Raw genomic sequence first — 16,099 nt, 5'->3', positions numbered from 1 at the left:
TGCTGGCGATTATAACATCACCCAACACTCGTCGATAGGGAGTATCCTTTCTTCCCGGTTTTGATTAACAGACTATCCCAGGAAAATAACTTTACTGGTAGACAATCGAAGGTTGCCCGAGTTCCTTGATACTTAAAGTGTCTACCAACTGTTGGGCCACTTCAACCGACTCAATCGGCCCGATTCTTACTCGATAAAGCTTTTTACCCTGTCGATAGATATGAGTAATTTTGACCGGCAAATTAATCTCGCGATCCAGGACCTTAGCAAGTTTTTGTGCGGTCTGATGGTTAGAATAGGCGCCAACCTGCACATAGCGCTTTGCCCCGGCTGACTGGTTATCGGCTTGAACCGCCGCCTGATAGTTGGTTGTATGATTAAAATTGATCGCTTCAATTTTAACGTTGGCAGTTCCCTTTTGTGCCATGCCTAATTTATGTGCAGCAGCGTAAGATAAATCAATAATACGATTTTTACTGAAAGGCCCACGATCATTGACTCTCACCACAACCTTTTTTCCATTATCAAGATTAGTAACCGTTACATAACTCGGCAGCGGCAGAGTTTTATGTGCCGCAGTCATTTTAAACATATCGTAAGGTTCACCACTAGAAGTTCGACGGCCGTGAAATTTGGTCCCATACCAGCTTGCCACACCATTAGCCCGATAGTTGTCTGCGGAAGCCAGTACATAATAGGTTCTGCCATCTTGCTCATAAGAGGTTGGATTGCCATAACGACTTCGCGGCTCAGGTTTTGGTTCTGCCGGTTTGACATTTCCCCAATCAAAATTACCAACAGGCGCAGCATCCTTGGGTTCAGAATAAGGTGGCAACCCAGCACACCCAGTAAGCCATAAAATAGCCATAAAACTCATCAAAGTGCTTAATTTTGACCGGACTAGTGGCGATTGCAGCGCTTGAACAACTGAACTTATAAAACCCATTGAATATTAACCAAAAATAATTTGTTTACTGATAATAACATCTCATAAAATTTGTCAGCAACCGAGAGCCGCTTAATAAGTAGCTTAGCCGTCACTAGCTGAATTCACCCTTAACCACATCACCAGAAAACAACTAATTAAATAGATGATGAAAATATTAGCCAGGTTAGACTCAACCACTGTTCAAGCAAACCAAGCGCATTATACGCCCTTGATGATTGTTACTTTAACTGTGCTGCATATGCTGAGCGAATCTGCTCACTGAGCTGAAAAACGGCCAATGCATATAAAGTGCTACGATTATACCGAGTGATAACATAAAAGTTATCACCAACTAACCAGTGTTGACGCTGATTATCCGGCAATTCAAAGGCAAAAACGCCTAATTTATTAGTGTTATTTTCTGCCAACATAGATAATGTCTCATCTTGGGCGACTTCACTTGCAATCAGTTTTAATTCAAGATCCGTTTGTACTAATGCAGTTAAGTTTTTAGGCAAATCGACATTCCGTGCAACAAATCCATTCGCTTGCCAGCGATGCTGATGAAAATAGTTAGCCACAGAACCTATCATATCAACCGGATCATCAAACAAATTAACCTGTCCGTCTTGGTTAAAATCAACCCCGTATGCCCGATAGCTGCTCGATATAAATTGTCCCATTCCCATTGCGCCCGCATAAGAGCCTTTAACCGAGTCTAATGGCCAATCCTGTTCTCGAGCCAATAACCAGTACTGGGCTAGTTCACGGCGAAAAAAGCTGGCCCGCTTAGGATAATGAAATCCAAGTGTATATAAGGCATCAATCACCGGATAGCTGCCCTGAATTCGCCCAAAGAAAGTTTCTACGCCAATGATACTGACAATAATTTCTGGTGGTACACCATATTTTTCCTGAGCCTTTTGCAATGTTTCCCGATGTTGCAGCCAAAACTCAACCCCTCCCTGAATTCGTTTTGGTTTCATCCAGATTTTTCTATATTGATGCCAAGGCATTGCTTCTGCAGGTCGAGTGATTTTATCAATAATATCTTGCCGGAATTTTGCCTGGTGCAATTTGTTTTTAATTTCTTGTGCATTAAATTTGTGTTCATCAGCCATCATTTGAGCAAATTCTTCAATTTGCTGGGCGACTTGTAATTTTTCAGGTGGTAACTTCTGTGCGCCAGCGGCACTGCTAAAAAGGAGAAAAATTAGCGAGCTATAACCTGTTAGCCAGGTAAAAAAATATTGCTTAAAGAATTGTTGCATTTTAATCATGAGTGCTATCACGTTATAGGGCGGCGCTGCTGTTTTTTGCATTTTCTGTGTATTAACCATTTTTACCTTAAATTTTATCTTTTTGATTGAGTCTGTACTTAGTTCGAAGCTAGGTACACCGAATCAATCGCTCTGGAATCAAACACTCTGAATCAAGCATTCTCAACAAAATTAGCCAAGTTACTTCGTTTTACCGTTTTAATTGGACAACACTTTCAGACTATTTTGTTTATCCGGGCATCAGTTTTTTGTGTGTTTGAATACTCATCAAAATACCAAACGAAGCCATCAAAGTAACCATCGAAGTACCGCCGTAACTGACTAGCGGCAATGGCAAACCTACGACCGGTAAAATGCCTGAGACCATACCAATATTAACAAATACATAAACAAAAAATGTGAGGGTAATCGCACCAGCCAATAATCGCGTGTAAGTTTCTTGTGCTTTTACCGCAATAAAAAATCCGCGCCCAATAATCCATAAATAAATCGTCAGTAGTGCCACAATGCCGTAAAAGCCAAACTCTTCAGCAAGTACTGCAAAAATAAAATCTGTATTGCGCTCGGGTAAAAATTCGAGTTGTGACTGTGTCCCTTCGAGCCACCCTTTGCCTTTTAATCCGCCCGAACCAATTGCAATCTTTGACTGAATAATATGGTAAGCACTACCGAGCGGATCTTTCTCGGGTTCTAAAAAAGTGAACACTCGCTGTTTTTGATAATTGGTCATAATAAACAACCAGTGTATTGGAGAATACGCCAATGCCAACACAATAAACCCAACAATAAAACGCCAAGCAATTCCCGCCAGAAAGATTACAAATATACCTGAACATGCGATCAAAATAGAAGTCCCCAAATCGGGTTGAATCATGATTAATCCTGTCGGAATGATGGTCAGCGCCCCAGCGGTAAGAATTTCTTTAAATCGAGGCGGCAAAGCTCGCTCCGCAAAGTACCAGGCAAGCATCATGGGGACTGCCAATTTCATAATTTCTGAAGGTTGAAAGCGAAATACGCCAAAATCAAGCCAACGCTGGGCGCCTTTACCTTTATCACCAATCAAAATAACCGCAACCAATAATAAGATACCTACGGCAAAAATGAAGGGGGTCCACTTTTGATATACTCTTGGGGGAATCCATGCTAAAAAAATCATGACTCCGAAAGCTAGCGCTAGTCGAATAATTTGTCGATTAAGTTGATCCTGACTTTCACCTGATGCGCTATAAAGTACCAGCAAACCATAACCCACTAATACAGTTAATCCAGCAATCAACGGTAGGTCTAAATGCAGTCGTTGTGCCAGACTTTTGCCGCGTCGGTCAGAGTTGTCCTGATCAACAAATGCCATTATCACCCCTCTTGCCCGATAGATTGTGACTTGGTTGTAGTCATTGCTTTTGGTACTTCCTGCCGATTCAACGCTGCTTTATCTGCGGCCTGATTTTTAAAAAACTCATCAAATATTTGTCGCGCAATTGGTGCAGCGACCTCCCCGCCATGCCCTTCATTCTCCAGCACCACCGCTAAAGCAATCTGGGGTGAATCATATGGTGCATAGCCAACATAGACAGCATTATCGTGTAGTTTTTTAGCAACTTTGTTTTGGTCGTAATCTTCGCCAGATTGAGTCACCAGTTGCACCGTACCGGTTTTTCCTGCAGAAGCATAGGGCGCCCCGAAAAATGCTTTTTTAGCGGTTCCTTCAGGGTACTGAGTGACTTTACGCATAGCCAGATGAACAGCATCAATATTAGATTGGTTTGAAAAATCCGCTTGTAATGCGGCACCAATAACTGGCGTTGCATGCCAAGACTCATTGTCTAAAGTCAGCTCATGCCCTTGATCCTGAATATGACTAACCATTCTTAATTGAAAACGGGTTCCCGCTATGCCTAACTGCGCTATCGAATTGGCCAGTTGTAGTGGTGTTGCAATCCAATAACCTTGTCCAATGCCGGTTATTACTGTTTCTCCAGGAAACCAGGCTAACTTTTTATTACGTCTTTTCCAGTCTCGCGATGGCATAATCCCCGGTACTTCTTCACCCATATCGATGCCGGTAAAATCACCAAATCCAAAATTTTGCATATTGACCGACAGCGTATCGATTCCCATGCGATAAGCTAAATTATAAAAATAAGGATCACAGGACTGCACAATCGCTTTTTGCAGATCGACTTTCGCCCCATGTCCTCGCGGATTCCAGTCACGGTAGACTCGCTGCTCTTCATTGGGAATAACCCAATAACCCGGATCATAAACGGTGGTTTCAGGCGTAACCACTCCGGTTTCCAGTCCAATCCAGCCTAAATGAGGCTTTATCGTTGACCCAGGAGAATAAAGGCCACGTAATGCACGATTAAATAATGGTCGAGCTTCTGATGAAGTCAGCTTACGATAATTGGCACTCGATATGCCGGTAACAAACTCATTGGGATCGTAGCCAGGATTGCTCACTAACAGTAATACACCACCATCACGCGGATCCACCGCCACCACTGAGCCACGCTTATTGCCCATAGCCTGGGCTGCCACTTTTTGTAGCCGAATATCCATTGCCAAACGCAAATTACTACCAGGAACAGGCGGTTTTTCAAATAGTGGTTTACCAATAACTCGCCCTCTAACATCGGTTTCTACCCGGCGAAATCCAACCGTACCATGTAAGATAGATTCGTAATATTTTTCAAGCCCGACTTTACCGATATGGCGTGTCGCTCGATAGTTAGACTGATCAATCTGTGCCAGCTCTAAATCGTTAATGCGCCCGACATATCCTAATGCATGCACCAGTTCACTGCCGTAAGGATAAAAACGAATCAATCTTGCTTCGACTCTTACACCAGGAAATTGATGACTGTCGACTGAAAAGCGCGCAACTTCATCTTCACTTAAATGATTTTTAACAATCAGACTTTTAAAGCGGCGCTGACCTTTTTGTGTTTCTAAAAATCGCGCTCGATCTTTTTCATCAATGAGCGCCAAAGCATTCAAACGTTCGAGTGTTTCCTCAACATTTCCAGCTTTTTCAGGAATAATAGCCAGTGAATATATTGATCGATTCTCTGCCAGTAAAACACCATTACGGTCATAAATCAGTCCCCTTTTGGGCGCAATAGGTTGCACACTTATTCGGTTATCGTTTGAGCGTGTTTGATAATCGTCATAGAGCACTACCTGTAAATACCAGCTCCGTATTAACAACACCATCAGCATTATTGCAACGAAAGCAAATGCCACAATTGAGCGCTTGATCAGCAGCTTTCTCTCTTGATAGTGATCTTTAAATGAGCGTGTGGTGTTATAGCGGTTGGGAGCTTTAATCATCGAGTGCCCACCACTACTCACGATGATATGGATGGTTAACAGTGACCGACCAGGCACGATATAAAGTTTCAGCAAGTAAAACACGAACTAAGGGATGCGGCAGCGTTAGTGCAGAAAGTGACCACTTACTGTTAGCCCGCGCAAGGCATTCGGATGAAAGGCCGTCAGGGCCACCAACCAGTAAGGCGACATTGTTACCCATTTGTTGCCATTGAGTCAGTTGTCCTGCCAATTGCTGTGTGCTCCAATTTTTACCTTGTACTTCCAGAGCGACAACCCAGTCTGTCGCATCGATTGCTTTGAGAATTTGCTGACCTTCCTTATCTTTCCACTGTTCGGCCAGTTGATTCTTGCTTCTTTTGGCCAACGGAATCTCGATAAGTTCCACAGCACAGTCTCGTGGCATACGCTGAGTGTACTGGTTAAACCCCTGAGTCACCCAATCGGGCATCTTACTTCCAACGGCAATCAACTTGATTTTCATAGTAGATTAAAAGATTGATAATTGAACAAGGCAGGTAACTCTCGAATTCGCTGTCTATTGTTATCTTGCATATATTCAGTTAAGTAATAGCCGCAATTATAACCAACTAATATCGACTTATTAGCAATATTCTTATTAGCAATATTATCCTGCTGATAATACGCGCCTATCAGCAGAGCACAAATATCAAAAGTCTTCAGTTGTGCCGTTATTCAATGCGATTGAGTCAATAGGATTTTATCGACTCTATTCCCATAGTTTTTCCAATTGATAATAATCACGAGTTTTTGGCAGCATGATATGTACAATAACATCACCAATATCAACCAATACCCATTCAGCCACATCTTCTCCTTCAACTCCAATAATCGGCAGATTTTTGGCTTTAATCTCTTTAATTAACATCACAGCAATTGATTTTACATGGCGGGTCGAAGTACCACTGCAAATCACCATAAAATCTGCTATTGTAGATTTCTGGCTGATTTCGATAACTTTAATTTCCTGGGCTTTAATTTCTTCTAGTTGGGCGACAACAAAATCCTTCAGCTCTTTACCTTGCATTCAGTTTATTCACTCTCGTATAAATGGTTTAAATGGATATATTTTATAATACTCTCGGGAAGCATGACATCTAATGCTTGCCTATTCCTGATCATTTGCCGTATTTCAGTGGAAGATTGCGGCATGTTCGGGATTTTTAACAGAAAACTGCGCCCTGTTGAAGACTCAACTAGTTGTTCAATTTGATCAACAGGCGTAAAACCTAAATTCTGGCATTGAGATTTTAACATGTCTTCATCGTTCGATTGCAGTTCGCAGGACAAGTTTGTCGTTAATTGATTTTGAACATCCCGATTAACCACAATCAAATGACACAGTAAGTGCAATGTTTGCCATTGATGCCACTGCTTAAAAATTTGCAGATTATCCATGCCGATTACCAGAATGAAATTTTTTTCTGGTAATTCCTGTTGTAGATTGTTGAGGGTTTCGATAGTGTAAGATGGTCTTTCTCTAAGTTCTTCTCTTTTATCTATTATTATAGAAGAATATTCAGCGGTTGCGAGTGACAGCATTTCACAGCGCTGAGTAAAAGTTGTACTCGGCGATTTTTTAAGTGGCGGCATCGCACATGGAAGCAATCTAACCGGCATATTCGGTGCAGATTGGTGCAATGCTTGGATGACGGCCAAATGCCCTCGGTGGACGGGATCGAAAGTCCCACCAAATATCAGCTCAAATTCCATTAGCACTAGCCTTGTTTAAGCCAATTAAAAGCCGTTTTCATGACGAAACTTTGCGCCCCCAGATTCGTGTGCCAGCAAGCATCCACAAACACAGTTCAATTTCGAGCCAGATATCACCGGCTTCCTGGCCTTTGACCATACGATCAAGAAACGCACAGCGAATTACCAGCTTTTGCCAAACCGATGGCGGTAAGCGCTTTACCGCCCCCACTAACAATTGTTTTTTACTCTCCCACAAAAAGCTTTTAGCTAATGCTTGTGTTGGAGAAACCCCTTGCAGCCCGGCAATGGCGACACTATGACAAGTTTGAATTTCACGCGTAAGATTAACCAAAATAGAAATGGGTGGTATATTTTCCTGTTGAAATTTATGCAACATTTTTACTGCACGCTTTCCATGTCCGGCAAGCGCTTCATCGAGACAAAGAAAAACGGAATAGCGTGCATTATCAGAAGAAATAGATTCAACTTGCTCAATATCGATGGCCTGTTGCGGATAAAGCAATTTAAGTTTATCGAGGCATTGCCGGGCAGCCAATAGATTGCCTTCAGTTTGCTCAGCAAGTCGCTCAATCGCTTTTGGCAATATTTGCAGTTTTGCCGTTAAAGCACGCTGATGCAGCCAATTAATAAACTCATGAGCTTTAGGTGGCCATAGCTCTTGCACTTTAGCATTGGCAGAAATAGCTTTGTACCATTTAGTTGCCTTTTGTCGCTTATCAAGCTTGGGCAGCCGAATCAAATAACGGTTCTCTTCATTTGCATTGTTAACCAAATCAACCAATGCAGTCTGCGCTTCTTTTAGTGGGGCTTTAGTAAAACGGATATCAGTAAGAACGATTTCAGCAAACAAGCTTAAGCTGCCACTTTCGGCCGATAATTCAGACCAGTTAAATTTGCCTTCACTCGCTTCAACAACTTTGCGTTCGTTCATCCCTTGAGTGCGCGCCTGCGCAATTATTTTATCGCACGCCTCCATCATTAATAGAGGCTCGTCGGTAATCACAATATTAACAGGTGACATTACAGGAGAGCTGCTCATAAATGATTGCTATCAACCTGCTGAATGAATTGATACAGCTGGTCTAATAAGCGTCGAGCCAGCTTTTGATGAATAATTTTTTCCGTTTCCAAACGCTGATTTCGCTGATTAATAGGGTTACGATAGTCTTGGTAGTAACTTTCGCTAGCCGATAATTGGCGAACGATTTGCTGTGCATCCACTAACTGCTGTTGCTCGGCAGAAAGGTTTTGCTGAGGCTCAAGATCAGTCTCGTGCAATAATCGATAATCAAGCTGAGCACGCAGTATCATCTCGCTAGCACGGCCAAAACTATCACGAATACCCCCTTGTTCTGTCATTTTTATCTGCGCTAGTTCTAGTTGAATACTGGTCGCTGATGATGCGGTCTCGGCAGACTGAATGATAAAACCAGCTTTACTTAATGATTGTCTGACTACTTTTTCAAACTCACCATAAGGCGACTCACTGAGCAACTCTATTTGCACAGGCGATTGCGCTACCGCCATCACCTGTGATTGTGAAGCCACACCACGTAATTGAAATCCACAGGCCAGCAACAACTGTAACATGGCCACAATAATTAAATAACGAAATATCAGTTTCATTTAAATTTACGCAAAATAGCTATCAGTGTTTATGGTTAGTAAAATCAGCCTGCACCAAACTAGTTAGCAACAATGTTGATCAATTTGCCCGGTACAACGACCACCTTGCGAATCGTCTTGTCCTCGATATGCTTGATCACATTTTCATCTTGCATGGCCAAAGCTTCAATTTCTTCTTTAGATGCGCTGGCAGGTACAGTGACTTTGCCTCGTAATTTACCATTTACCTGTAAAATCACCAGGATTTCATCTTTTACCAGTGCAGCCTCATCAACTTGTGGCCAAGTGACATCAACAATCAAAGACTGCTGGCCACTCGCTTGCCATAACGCCTGAGCCATATGCGGCGTAACGGGCGACAATAAGATAATTGCCTGATCAAGGGCAAACTTAATCACCTTTTTATCTTGCTCATTATTAACCGTGAATTTGGCTATGGCATTTGTTAACTCCATGATGGCAGCTATAGCGGTGTTAAATGAATATCGTCGAGAATAGTCATCAGTTACCTTGGCAATCGTTTCGTGAGTTTTACCGTAGAGCGCTTTTTGCTCAGCATTCAAGTCAGCCAGATTAACCACCTCACCAACATATAGTGCATTTTCTAAATAAAGTTTCCACAATCGCTTTAAAAACTTGTGCGCCCCTTGGACACCATCTTCACGCCACTCCAAAGATTGCTCAGGCGGAGAAGCAAACATGGTATAAAGTCTGGCGGTATCCGCACCATACTCATCAATCAACGCCTGCGGGTCGACCCCATTATTTTTTGACTTGGACATTTTCTCCATACCGGCGAGAATCACATTTTCTCCGGTATCGCGTAGTTTGCCACTAATCACTTTACCTTTATCATCTTTGGTAACTTCAATTTCATCGCCACTGTGATAAACCTTAGTGCCTTTCTCATCTAAAGTTAAAAAGGTATCCGATAACACCATTCCTTGAGTCAATAAGCGGGTTGCGGGTTCATCCGAATTTACCAATCCGGCATCACGCATCAATTTGTGGAAAAAACGAAAATACAGCAGGTGCATAGTGGCATGTTCAATACCACCAATATACTGATCTACAGGTAACCAATAATTGGCCTCATCACTGTCGAGCATTGCATCATGACTATCAGGGCAAGTATATCGGGCATAGTACCAACTGGATTCCATAAAAGTGTCAAAGGTATCGGTTTCTCGTTTACCTGGAATACCATCGACAACAACATCCTGAAAATCAGGATTATCAACTAGTGGCGAGCTGGCACCTTGCATTGGAATATGGGTTGGTAATTCCACCGGAAACTCTTTAGCAGTAACCAGGTCACCATTTTCTAGTCGAATCATTGGAATAGGCGCTCCCCAGAACCGCTGACGCGAAACGCCCCAATCACGGATTCGGTAGTTTACCTTTTTACGACCTTTACCCTGCGCTTCAAGCCAATTCGCAATTTCAGCAAGTGCCTGCTGCGAAGTTAATCCATCAAATTGTCCCGAATTAACCAACTGGCCTTTTTCGGTAAATGCCGACAGTGTTAAATCACAGCTCAAATCAGAGTCGGCTAACGGCTCAATAACCTGCCTAATCTCAATACCGTACTTATGCGCAAACTCCCAATCGCGCTGATCGTGGCCAGGAACCGCCATGACGGCACCCGAACCGTAATCCATCAACACAAAATTGGCAACCCAAATATCAACGGGTTCATCGGTCACCGGATGAATGGCTTTTAACCCGGTCGCCATACCACGCTTTTCCATTGTCGCAATATCAGCTTCGGCGGTTGTTGACTGGTTACACTCGGCAATAAATTCAGCCAAAGCTGGATTTTGATTAGCCGCAGCCAAAGCAATTGGGTGCTGTGCGGCAACTGCCACATAAGTCACGCCCATCAAGGTATCAGGACGGGTTGTATAAATCGAAACGCTTGTATCACTATCTGCCAGTTTAAATTCCATTTCGACACCTTCAGAGCGACCAATCCAGTTACGCTGTTGGGTTTTTACGCTATCAGGCCAGCCTTCAAGTTGATCGATACTGTTTAACAGTTCTTCAGCATATTCGGTGATTCGAATAAACCATTGATCAATTTCTTTTTTCTCAACAATCGTGTCACAGCGCCAACAGCGGCCATCATGTACCTGCTCATTTGCCAGAACCGTTTCGTCATTAGGGCACCAGTTCACCGCAGATGTCTTTTTATACGCCAGTTTTTTGTCTATCAATTGGGTAAAAAACCATTGTTCCCAACGATAATATTCGGGGTCACAGGTTGTGACTTCACGATCCCAGTCATACGCGAACCCTAGACTTTTTAACTGCTTTTTCATGTAAGCGATATTTTCTTTGGTCCAAACACTGGGCTGAGCCTTATTTTTTATTGCTGCATTTTCTGCCGGCAGACCAAATGCATCCCACCCCATCGGCTGCAATACATTTTTTCCGAGCATGCGTTGATATCGTGAAATAACATCGCCGATGGTATAGTTGCGAACATGTCCCATATGCAAGCGCCCACTTGGATAAGGCAGCATTGAGAGGCAATAAAACTTTTCTTTATTGACATCCTTAACTGCTTTAAAAACCTTATTTTCGTCCCAAAATTGCTGAACCTGAGCCTCTATCTCGGCGGGATTATATTCTTGCTGCATTCTTTATACTCTATCTCTAATTACAGTTCTCTAATGACAGTTTATTAAAAGCTCTTTTTAATGAAAAAAGGCCACATCAATATCCTGTACCATTACCGAATATCCAATATCAAATATGTGCATAATGCACTGCGGCGAGGCTTTTCATAGCGTAAAACCTCATTCACAGACCGATAATTCTTTTAATTTGCGCCAATTCTAACCACTTTCGCTAAATACCTAAAGTAAAAGCCTGAAATCTGATAGTACTTTTTATTGCCATGATTACGCTGTCGATTATTTCCTAACGAATTATTGAAAATTGCCTTATGAGTATTTCTCCTGGCTGCGCTTTTGGCCATTCATACAGAGTGAGATTAATGCCAATTTTCCCGTAGTTTACAACCCTAAAAACCCAAACTTACGTAGCGTCACAAAAACCTTGGTTATTATGAGACCAATAAACTTATCTGAAAATTCTTAAAACACCAGGATGATTTTCAGTCAACAAGGTTAAATGCGGATGATTCTGCTACAGTTATTAGACTCGATTTAATTTCTTTGATTCGCCTCACTGGTCAATCAGATTTGATTTTACAAGCATAAAGATAACAATGAGCAAATTACAATTTAGTCATAAATTAATCATTCTTTCTTCATTATTACTGGTTTTAGCTCTGAGCGCTTCGGCACTAAATAGTTATTTTTTGTTAAAAGAGCAAACCCAGCAAAGTTTAACCACGGCAATCAATCAACTGTCTACCACCATATCAGAGAATATAGCCGACTGGTTAAATGCCAAAGCTAATATTACAAACTCAATGGCTATTGCCGCTAGCGATGACATGTCGAAAGAAGCTTTAAGAAAAGTGCTCAAGCAAGGTTTACGCACAGGAGATTTGAAAAATACTTTTATCGGCACCGAAGATAAGCGCTTTATTGTTGATGATGAGTCAGTCGAACTACCTTCCGATTATGATCCTCGAACCCGCCCCTGGTATCAATTAGCCCGTCAAAATGGCAAAAATGCGTTTACTCCGCCTTATTTAGATGCCAGCACTAACCAATACGTTATTTCAATCGCAACGCCGATTTATCAAAATAACAACATGGTTGGTGCCGCCGGACTCGATATTCATCTATCAGAATTGATCGACATTATCAATCGAGTTAACTATCTAGACCTCGGCTATGCATTTTTAGTATCTGAAGATGGCAGTATTTTAAGTCATCCCAACAAAACCTGGGTCGGCAAAAATGTCAAAGACATCTTTAAACAAGCTGTACCACTTAAAAGTCAGTTAACCACTTACCAGCAAGATGGTGCACCAAGACTGGCTGCGTTTTACCATATTAAGAACTTAACAGCAGTCAAATGGTATTTGGGTGTTGTATTGGAGAAAGATAAAGCCTATGCCGCAACGCAAGCGTTAAAACTTCAATCAGCGATGTATGGTTTTATTAGTATTGTAATGACAGTTTTGTTAATGAGTCTTTTACTCAATTTTTTAATGCGGCCAATTCGCCACTTGAGCAGCGCAATCAAAGATATTTCGCACGGCGAAGGCGATTTAACACAGCGACTCAAGTATCAAAATCAAGATGAAATTGGTGAGTTGTCTGAGCATTTCAATCACTTTATAAAAAAAATTCATCAATCAATGCAAGATGTCAATACGGCAGCTGAAATGCTTAAAAAAAATATCCAGCAAGTTGGTGAAGTTACCGAATTAACCAAAAGCCTTTTCATCCAACAAAATTCATTAACCAGTAATGTCAATCAAGCAATTCACCAATTAAATACGGCCTCGAATGAAATTTCAGCCAATGCGCAACGAGCCTCTTCGCTGGCTTCTGACATTCATCAATTGTCAGTGCACAGCCGCCAGGTTTTAGGCTCTAACATTAATAATGTGCAGCAGCTTGCAAAGAATGTCGAACACTCTGGTGAACGAATTAAGGAGCTAAATAATAGTACCGAAAATATTGGTGATATTTTAAGTGTGATTAAAAGTGTTAGTGAGCAGACTAATTTACTTTCGTTAAATGCAGCCATTGAAGCCGCTAGAGCAGGCGAACAAGGCCGAGGTTTTGCAGTTGTCGCTGATGAAGTACGCCAATTAGCCCATCGTACCAGTGACTCTACCAGCGAAATTAATGAAATGATTCAAGGATTACAGCAAGGCGTTTATTCAGTAGGCCAATCAATGATTGAAAGTGCTTCTCAAAGCGATGTATGTGTCAGTACGGCTGAAGATGCTGGCAGCAAAATGGATGAAATCATGCAAGCTTCAACAAAAATTGATGGTGAAAACCAATCAGTCGCAGCCGCGACTGAAGAGCAAAATCATGTGATTGATAATATTAACAAAGATATTATTACCTTAACCGGATTAACCGAAAAGGGAGCGGTAAATTTGAATCGAATTACTCAAGAGTGCGAACAATTAAAAAATCAATTTACTGAACTTGATAAATTGGTCTCACAATTTAAGATTTAAATTTATACCGCTAAAAATTGATACAATGACAACTACAGTTAATGTGATGCATTCTCTCACCAATCACTTACACTTCATCAAAATAGGCAATTTCAGGACCCGATGTAAAGACGTCCATACTCGCAACAAATGCTTCGTCACTCATCAATTGTTCAACAAATGCTTTGTGAGTTTCGGCTGAAACCCAACGTTCAACAAACGAAAACTTATGCTTATCTTCCTGACTTTGCAATATTTTAAAATCGGCACAGCCATCGGTTGAAAGACAAAGCTGTTGACTCTTTTTTATTACTTCAAGCGCTTCAGTAGATTTGCCGAGCTTGGCCTCAATATTTACAATTACGACAGCACCCATCAAATTTCTCTCCTTTGTTACGATATGCGTTGTGGTTCAATAGTCATGAGAAAGTATATTACTCGACTAATTTTACATGCTCTTTACGCTAAAACATAAGTATTCGTTCGATTCAACTTGTTATTGAACCACGTGTTAATTTTGCTCCCTTAATAATGCTTAAAATAAGCCATTAAATATATTCCGACCCAATTAATTTAACAAAACAATGATCAGAGTTCAGTGCTTTATCTAAAGATTTTGAAAAAGAATCGAGTTGAGAAAGCTCACAATCTATTATGAACTTTGACTCACCAATTGCTTCATATGAATGTACTCCGTATTTCAATGCGACGCATAAATTAACATGGCCCAACTTATCTTTTAAATACACTTTAATATAACACGTTGCTTTTTCACCTAATCCAGGCTCAGACTCAAAGACAACTTCACTCACTTCGTGAGGAAAGCGCTTTAGCTTTTCACTAAATGTTCTGAACCAATTGCGATTAATATAGGTTTCACAAAACCCAGCATAATAACCATTAGATGCTTTTACTCTAATTTTTGACGGGTTATCATTAATGTATTCAATTTCTAGAAAATTTTCCATCATAGGTATTCCGTTAATTTTTTTACGCAGTATTTTGCTAAGAATCAGCACTTACTAGAAACCACGCTAACAACGATAATTATTAATTTTTATATTTAATATGTTTTCATCCATTGTAGTATATCGCTGTAATCTTTGAGTGTTATATCCCATGTACTTGGCGTATGATTCTGTACAAAATCTAATGCGCCACTAGTGAAGCTTGATGTTGTAGCAAGTATTACCTTATTGGGTGCATTCAAGGTGTTCTTAATGCCATGCAAAGCTCTGACAATTTCAACACCAACTTTATTATCAGAAGCATACTTTTTACATTCGATAAAATACTTGGTATCAATTCCCAGCTCACTTCTTTGTATTGCAATGATATCTTTTCCCCCATCCCTTGTTTGCGCCGTTAATGTTACCTCAAACCCTTTTGCTCTAAATATTTCGGCAATAATTTCTTCAAATTCTCTTGGCGTTAACAAGTATATCTGCTGTGGGTTTTGCGCTAAAAAACGGATTAAATCTGGGATATTTGCGCGAATGAAATTAATATCAGTAATAATACGGTTTTCAGGAATGATTAATTCTGGTTCTGGGAAAGTATAGATAACCTCATCATCAAGATAAGTTATATAAGGCTGGTTTAAACAAGATGCACCGTTTGAGTGATTAACAACGTTACTCAAAACATTTACTGGGTATTCTGTAGCATAAAAGTCTAAAGTAATATCACTATGACACTTGGGGCAATCAAACTCAAATAGAAGCTGATAATTATTTTGAACGCCCATTCCATTTTCCTTATAATCCCCACCACAGTTATCAATACTAAAATCTGAAGCGTGAGTATTTTGTTTATTTCCACAGTTATTGCATGTAGAGGTGATTACCCCATCAAAAATCCACATTGATAAAATCTACTCCTTATTAACGCGATACTTTGCAGTTTAGCTATGATGGTCTACCGTTGATTTAACTAAAAAACAAGTTGCAATTTTAAAAAGCGATAACACAATTAATATGGAAATTTTTTTTCATACCAGTTAATAAGCAAGTCATATATCAATCCTCTTTATTAATCTGTTTACGTTGTTTTTCTAAACTGTTAAATCCATACAGCTAACACTGCATTCGTCGG

14 protein-coding genes are annotated in these 16,099 nt (G+C 40.8%); 1 reads left to right on the top strand and 13 read right to left on the bottom strand.

Annotated features, from left to right (window positions below; all coding sequences use genetic code 11):
* Nucleotides 1-91 precede the first annotated feature (91 nt).
* From ABVT42_RS12415 to leuS, 10 genes are all read right to left on the bottom strand, one after another.
* Nucleotides 92-946, bottom strand: coding sequence for a septal ring lytic transglycosylase RlpA family protein (locus ABVT42_RS12415; RefSeq protein ID WP_353897386.1), 855 nt, complete (start codon nucleotides 944-946; stop codon nucleotides 92-94).
* 221 nt (nucleotides 947-1,167) lie between these two features.
* Nucleotides 1,168-2,250, bottom strand: coding sequence for a lytic murein transglycosylase B (gene mltB, locus ABVT42_RS12410; RefSeq protein WP_353897387.1), 1,083 nt, complete (start codon nucleotides 2,248-2,250; stop codon nucleotides 1,168-1,170).
* Between the two features lie 187 nt (nucleotides 2,251-2,437).
* The gene (gene rodA / locus ABVT42_RS12405) at nucleotides 2,438-3,562 is read right to left on the bottom strand and encodes a rod shape-determining protein RodA (RefSeq protein ID WP_353897388.1); all 1,125 of its coding nucleotides are present in this window, start codon (nucleotides 3,560-3,562) and stop codon (nucleotides 2,438-2,440) included.
* A 2-nt stretch (nucleotides 3,563-3,564) separates the two neighbouring features.
* Entirely contained in the window at nucleotides 3,565-5,541 is a 1,977-nt protein-coding gene (gene mrdA / locus ABVT42_RS12400) for a penicillin-binding protein 2 (protein ID WP_353897389.1), read from the bottom strand.
* 13 nt (nucleotides 5,542-5,554) lie between these two features.
* Nucleotides 5,555-6,025 carry a 23S rRNA (pseudouridine(1915)-N(3))-methyltransferase RlmH gene (gene rlmH, locus ABVT42_RS12395; protein WP_353897390.1) on the bottom strand — a complete coding sequence of 157 codons (471 nt, stop codon included), beginning with the start codon at nucleotides 6,023-6,025 and terminating at the stop codon, nucleotides 5,555-5,557.
* Nucleotides 6,026-6,271: 246 nt separating this feature from the next.
* Entirely contained in the window at nucleotides 6,272-6,589 is a 318-nt protein-coding gene (rsfS, locus tag ABVT42_RS12390; RefSeq protein WP_353897391.1) for a ribosome silencing factor, read from the bottom strand.
* Nucleotides 6,590-6,594: 5 nt separating this feature from the next.
* Nucleotides 6,595-7,275 carry a nicotinate (nicotinamide) nucleotide adenylyltransferase gene (nadD, locus tag ABVT42_RS12385; RefSeq protein ID WP_353897392.1) on the bottom strand — a complete coding sequence of 227 codons (681 nt, stop codon included), beginning with the start codon at nucleotides 7,273-7,275 and terminating at the stop codon, nucleotides 6,595-6,597.
* Nucleotides 7,276-7,312: 37 nt separating this feature from the next.
* Complete coding sequence (gene holA, locus ABVT42_RS12380; protein ID WP_353897393.1) at nucleotides 7,313-8,317, bottom strand: DNA polymerase III subunit delta; 1,005 nt, start codon at nucleotides 8,315-8,317, stop codon at nucleotides 7,313-7,315.
* A complete protein-coding gene (locus tag ABVT42_RS12375; RefSeq protein WP_353897394.1) occupies nucleotides 8,314-8,904 on the bottom strand; it encodes an LPS-assembly lipoprotein LptE in 591 nt (196 codons plus the stop codon). Before ABVT42_RS12375 ends, holA begins: the two co-directional genes overlap by 4 nt.
* Nucleotides 8,905-8,963: 59 nt before the next feature.
* Nucleotides 8,964-11,546: a leucine--tRNA ligase gene (gene leuS / locus ABVT42_RS12370; protein WP_353897395.1), complete on the bottom strand. Its 2,583-nt coding sequence runs from the start codon at nucleotides 11,544-11,546 to the stop codon at nucleotides 8,964-8,966.
* A gap of 593 nt (nucleotides 11,547-12,139) precedes the next feature.
* Between leuS and ABVT42_RS12365 the strand changes: the two genes are divergently transcribed.
* Nucleotides 12,140-14,026 (top strand): methyl-accepting chemotaxis protein, encoded by a 1,887-nt coding sequence (locus ABVT42_RS12365; protein WP_353897396.1) that lies wholly within the window; start codon nucleotides 12,140-12,142, stop codon nucleotides 14,024-14,026.
* Between the two features lie 67 nt (nucleotides 14,027-14,093).
* Here the strand turns inward: ABVT42_RS12365 and ABVT42_RS12360 are convergent, their stop codons facing one another.
* The 3 genes from ABVT42_RS12360 to ABVT42_RS12350 form a co-directional block, all read right to left on the bottom strand.
* A complete protein-coding gene (locus ABVT42_RS12360) occupies nucleotides 14,094-14,381 on the bottom strand; it encodes a putative quinol monooxygenase (RefSeq protein ID WP_353897397.1) in 288 nt (95 codons plus the stop codon).
* A gap of 172 nt (nucleotides 14,382-14,553) precedes the next feature.
* The gene (locus tag ABVT42_RS12355; protein ID WP_353897398.1) at nucleotides 14,554-14,976 is read right to left on the bottom strand and encodes a hypothetical protein; all 423 of its coding nucleotides are present in this window, start codon (nucleotides 14,974-14,976) and stop codon (nucleotides 14,554-14,556) included.
* Between the two features lie 92 nt (nucleotides 14,977-15,068).
* Nucleotides 15,069-15,869 (bottom strand): restriction endonuclease, encoded by an 801-nt coding sequence (locus tag ABVT42_RS12350; RefSeq protein WP_353897399.1) that lies wholly within the window; start codon nucleotides 15,867-15,869, stop codon nucleotides 15,069-15,071.
* Nucleotides 15,870-16,099 lie beyond the last annotated feature (230 nt).

It is taken from the genome of Aliikangiella maris (assembly GCF_040719265.1).
Lineage (GTDB): Bacteria > Pseudomonadota > Gammaproteobacteria > Enterobacterales > Kangiellaceae > Aliikangiella > Aliikangiella maris.
This window is presented reverse-complemented; position numbering and strand designations above follow the sequence as displayed.

Bases quoted from the DNA above. Each gene is read 5' to 3' on its own strand.
- ABVT42_RS12365 (WP_353897396.1), top strand. From the start codon at position 12,140: ATGAGCAAATTACAATTTAGTCATAAATTAATCATTCTTTCTTCATTA.
- mltB (WP_353897387.1), bottom strand. From the start codon at position 2,250: ATGCAAAAAACAGCAGCGCCGCCCTATAACGTGATAGCACTCATGATT.
- rodA (WP_353897388.1), bottom strand. From the start codon at position 3,562: ATGGCATTTGTTGATCAGGACAACTCTGACCGACGCGGCAAAAGTCTG.
- holA (WP_353897393.1), bottom strand. From the start codon at position 8,317: ATGAGCAGCTCTCCTGTAATGTCACCTGTTAATATTGTGATTACCGAC.
- rsfS (WP_353897391.1), bottom strand. From the start codon at position 6,589: ATGCAAGGTAAAGAGCTGAAGGATTTTGTTGTCGCCCAACTAGAAGAA.
- ABVT42_RS12415 (WP_353897386.1), bottom strand. From the start codon at position 946: ATGGGTTTTATAAGTTCAGTTGTTCAAGCGCTGCAATCGCCACTAGTC.
- ABVT42_RS12355 (WP_353897398.1), bottom strand. From the start codon at position 14,976: ATGATGGAAAATTTTCTAGAAATTGAATACATTAATGATAACCCGTCA.
- leuS (WP_353897395.1), bottom strand. From the start codon at position 11,546: ATGCAGCAAGAATATAATCCCGCCGAGATAGAGGCTCAGGTTCAGCAA.
- ABVT42_RS12375 (WP_353897394.1), bottom strand. From the start codon at position 8,904: ATGAAACTGATATTTCGTTATTTAATTATTGTGGCCATGTTACAGTTG.
- ABVT42_RS12350 (WP_353897399.1), bottom strand. From the start codon at position 15,869: ATGTGGATTTTTGATGGGGTAATCACCTCTACATGCAATAACTGTGGA.
- nadD (WP_353897392.1), bottom strand. From the start codon at position 7,275: ATGGAATTTGAGCTGATATTTGGTGGGACTTTCGATCCCGTCCACCGA.
- ABVT42_RS12360 (WP_353897397.1), bottom strand. From the start codon at position 14,381: ATGGGTGCTGTCGTAATTGTAAATATTGAGGCCAAGCTCGGCAAATCT.
- mrdA (WP_353897389.1), bottom strand. From the start codon at position 5,541: ATGATTAAAGCTCCCAACCGCTATAACACCACACGCTCATTTAAAGAT.
- rlmH (WP_353897390.1), bottom strand. From the start codon at position 6,025: ATGAAAATCAAGTTGATTGCCGTTGGAAGTAAGATGCCCGATTGGGTG.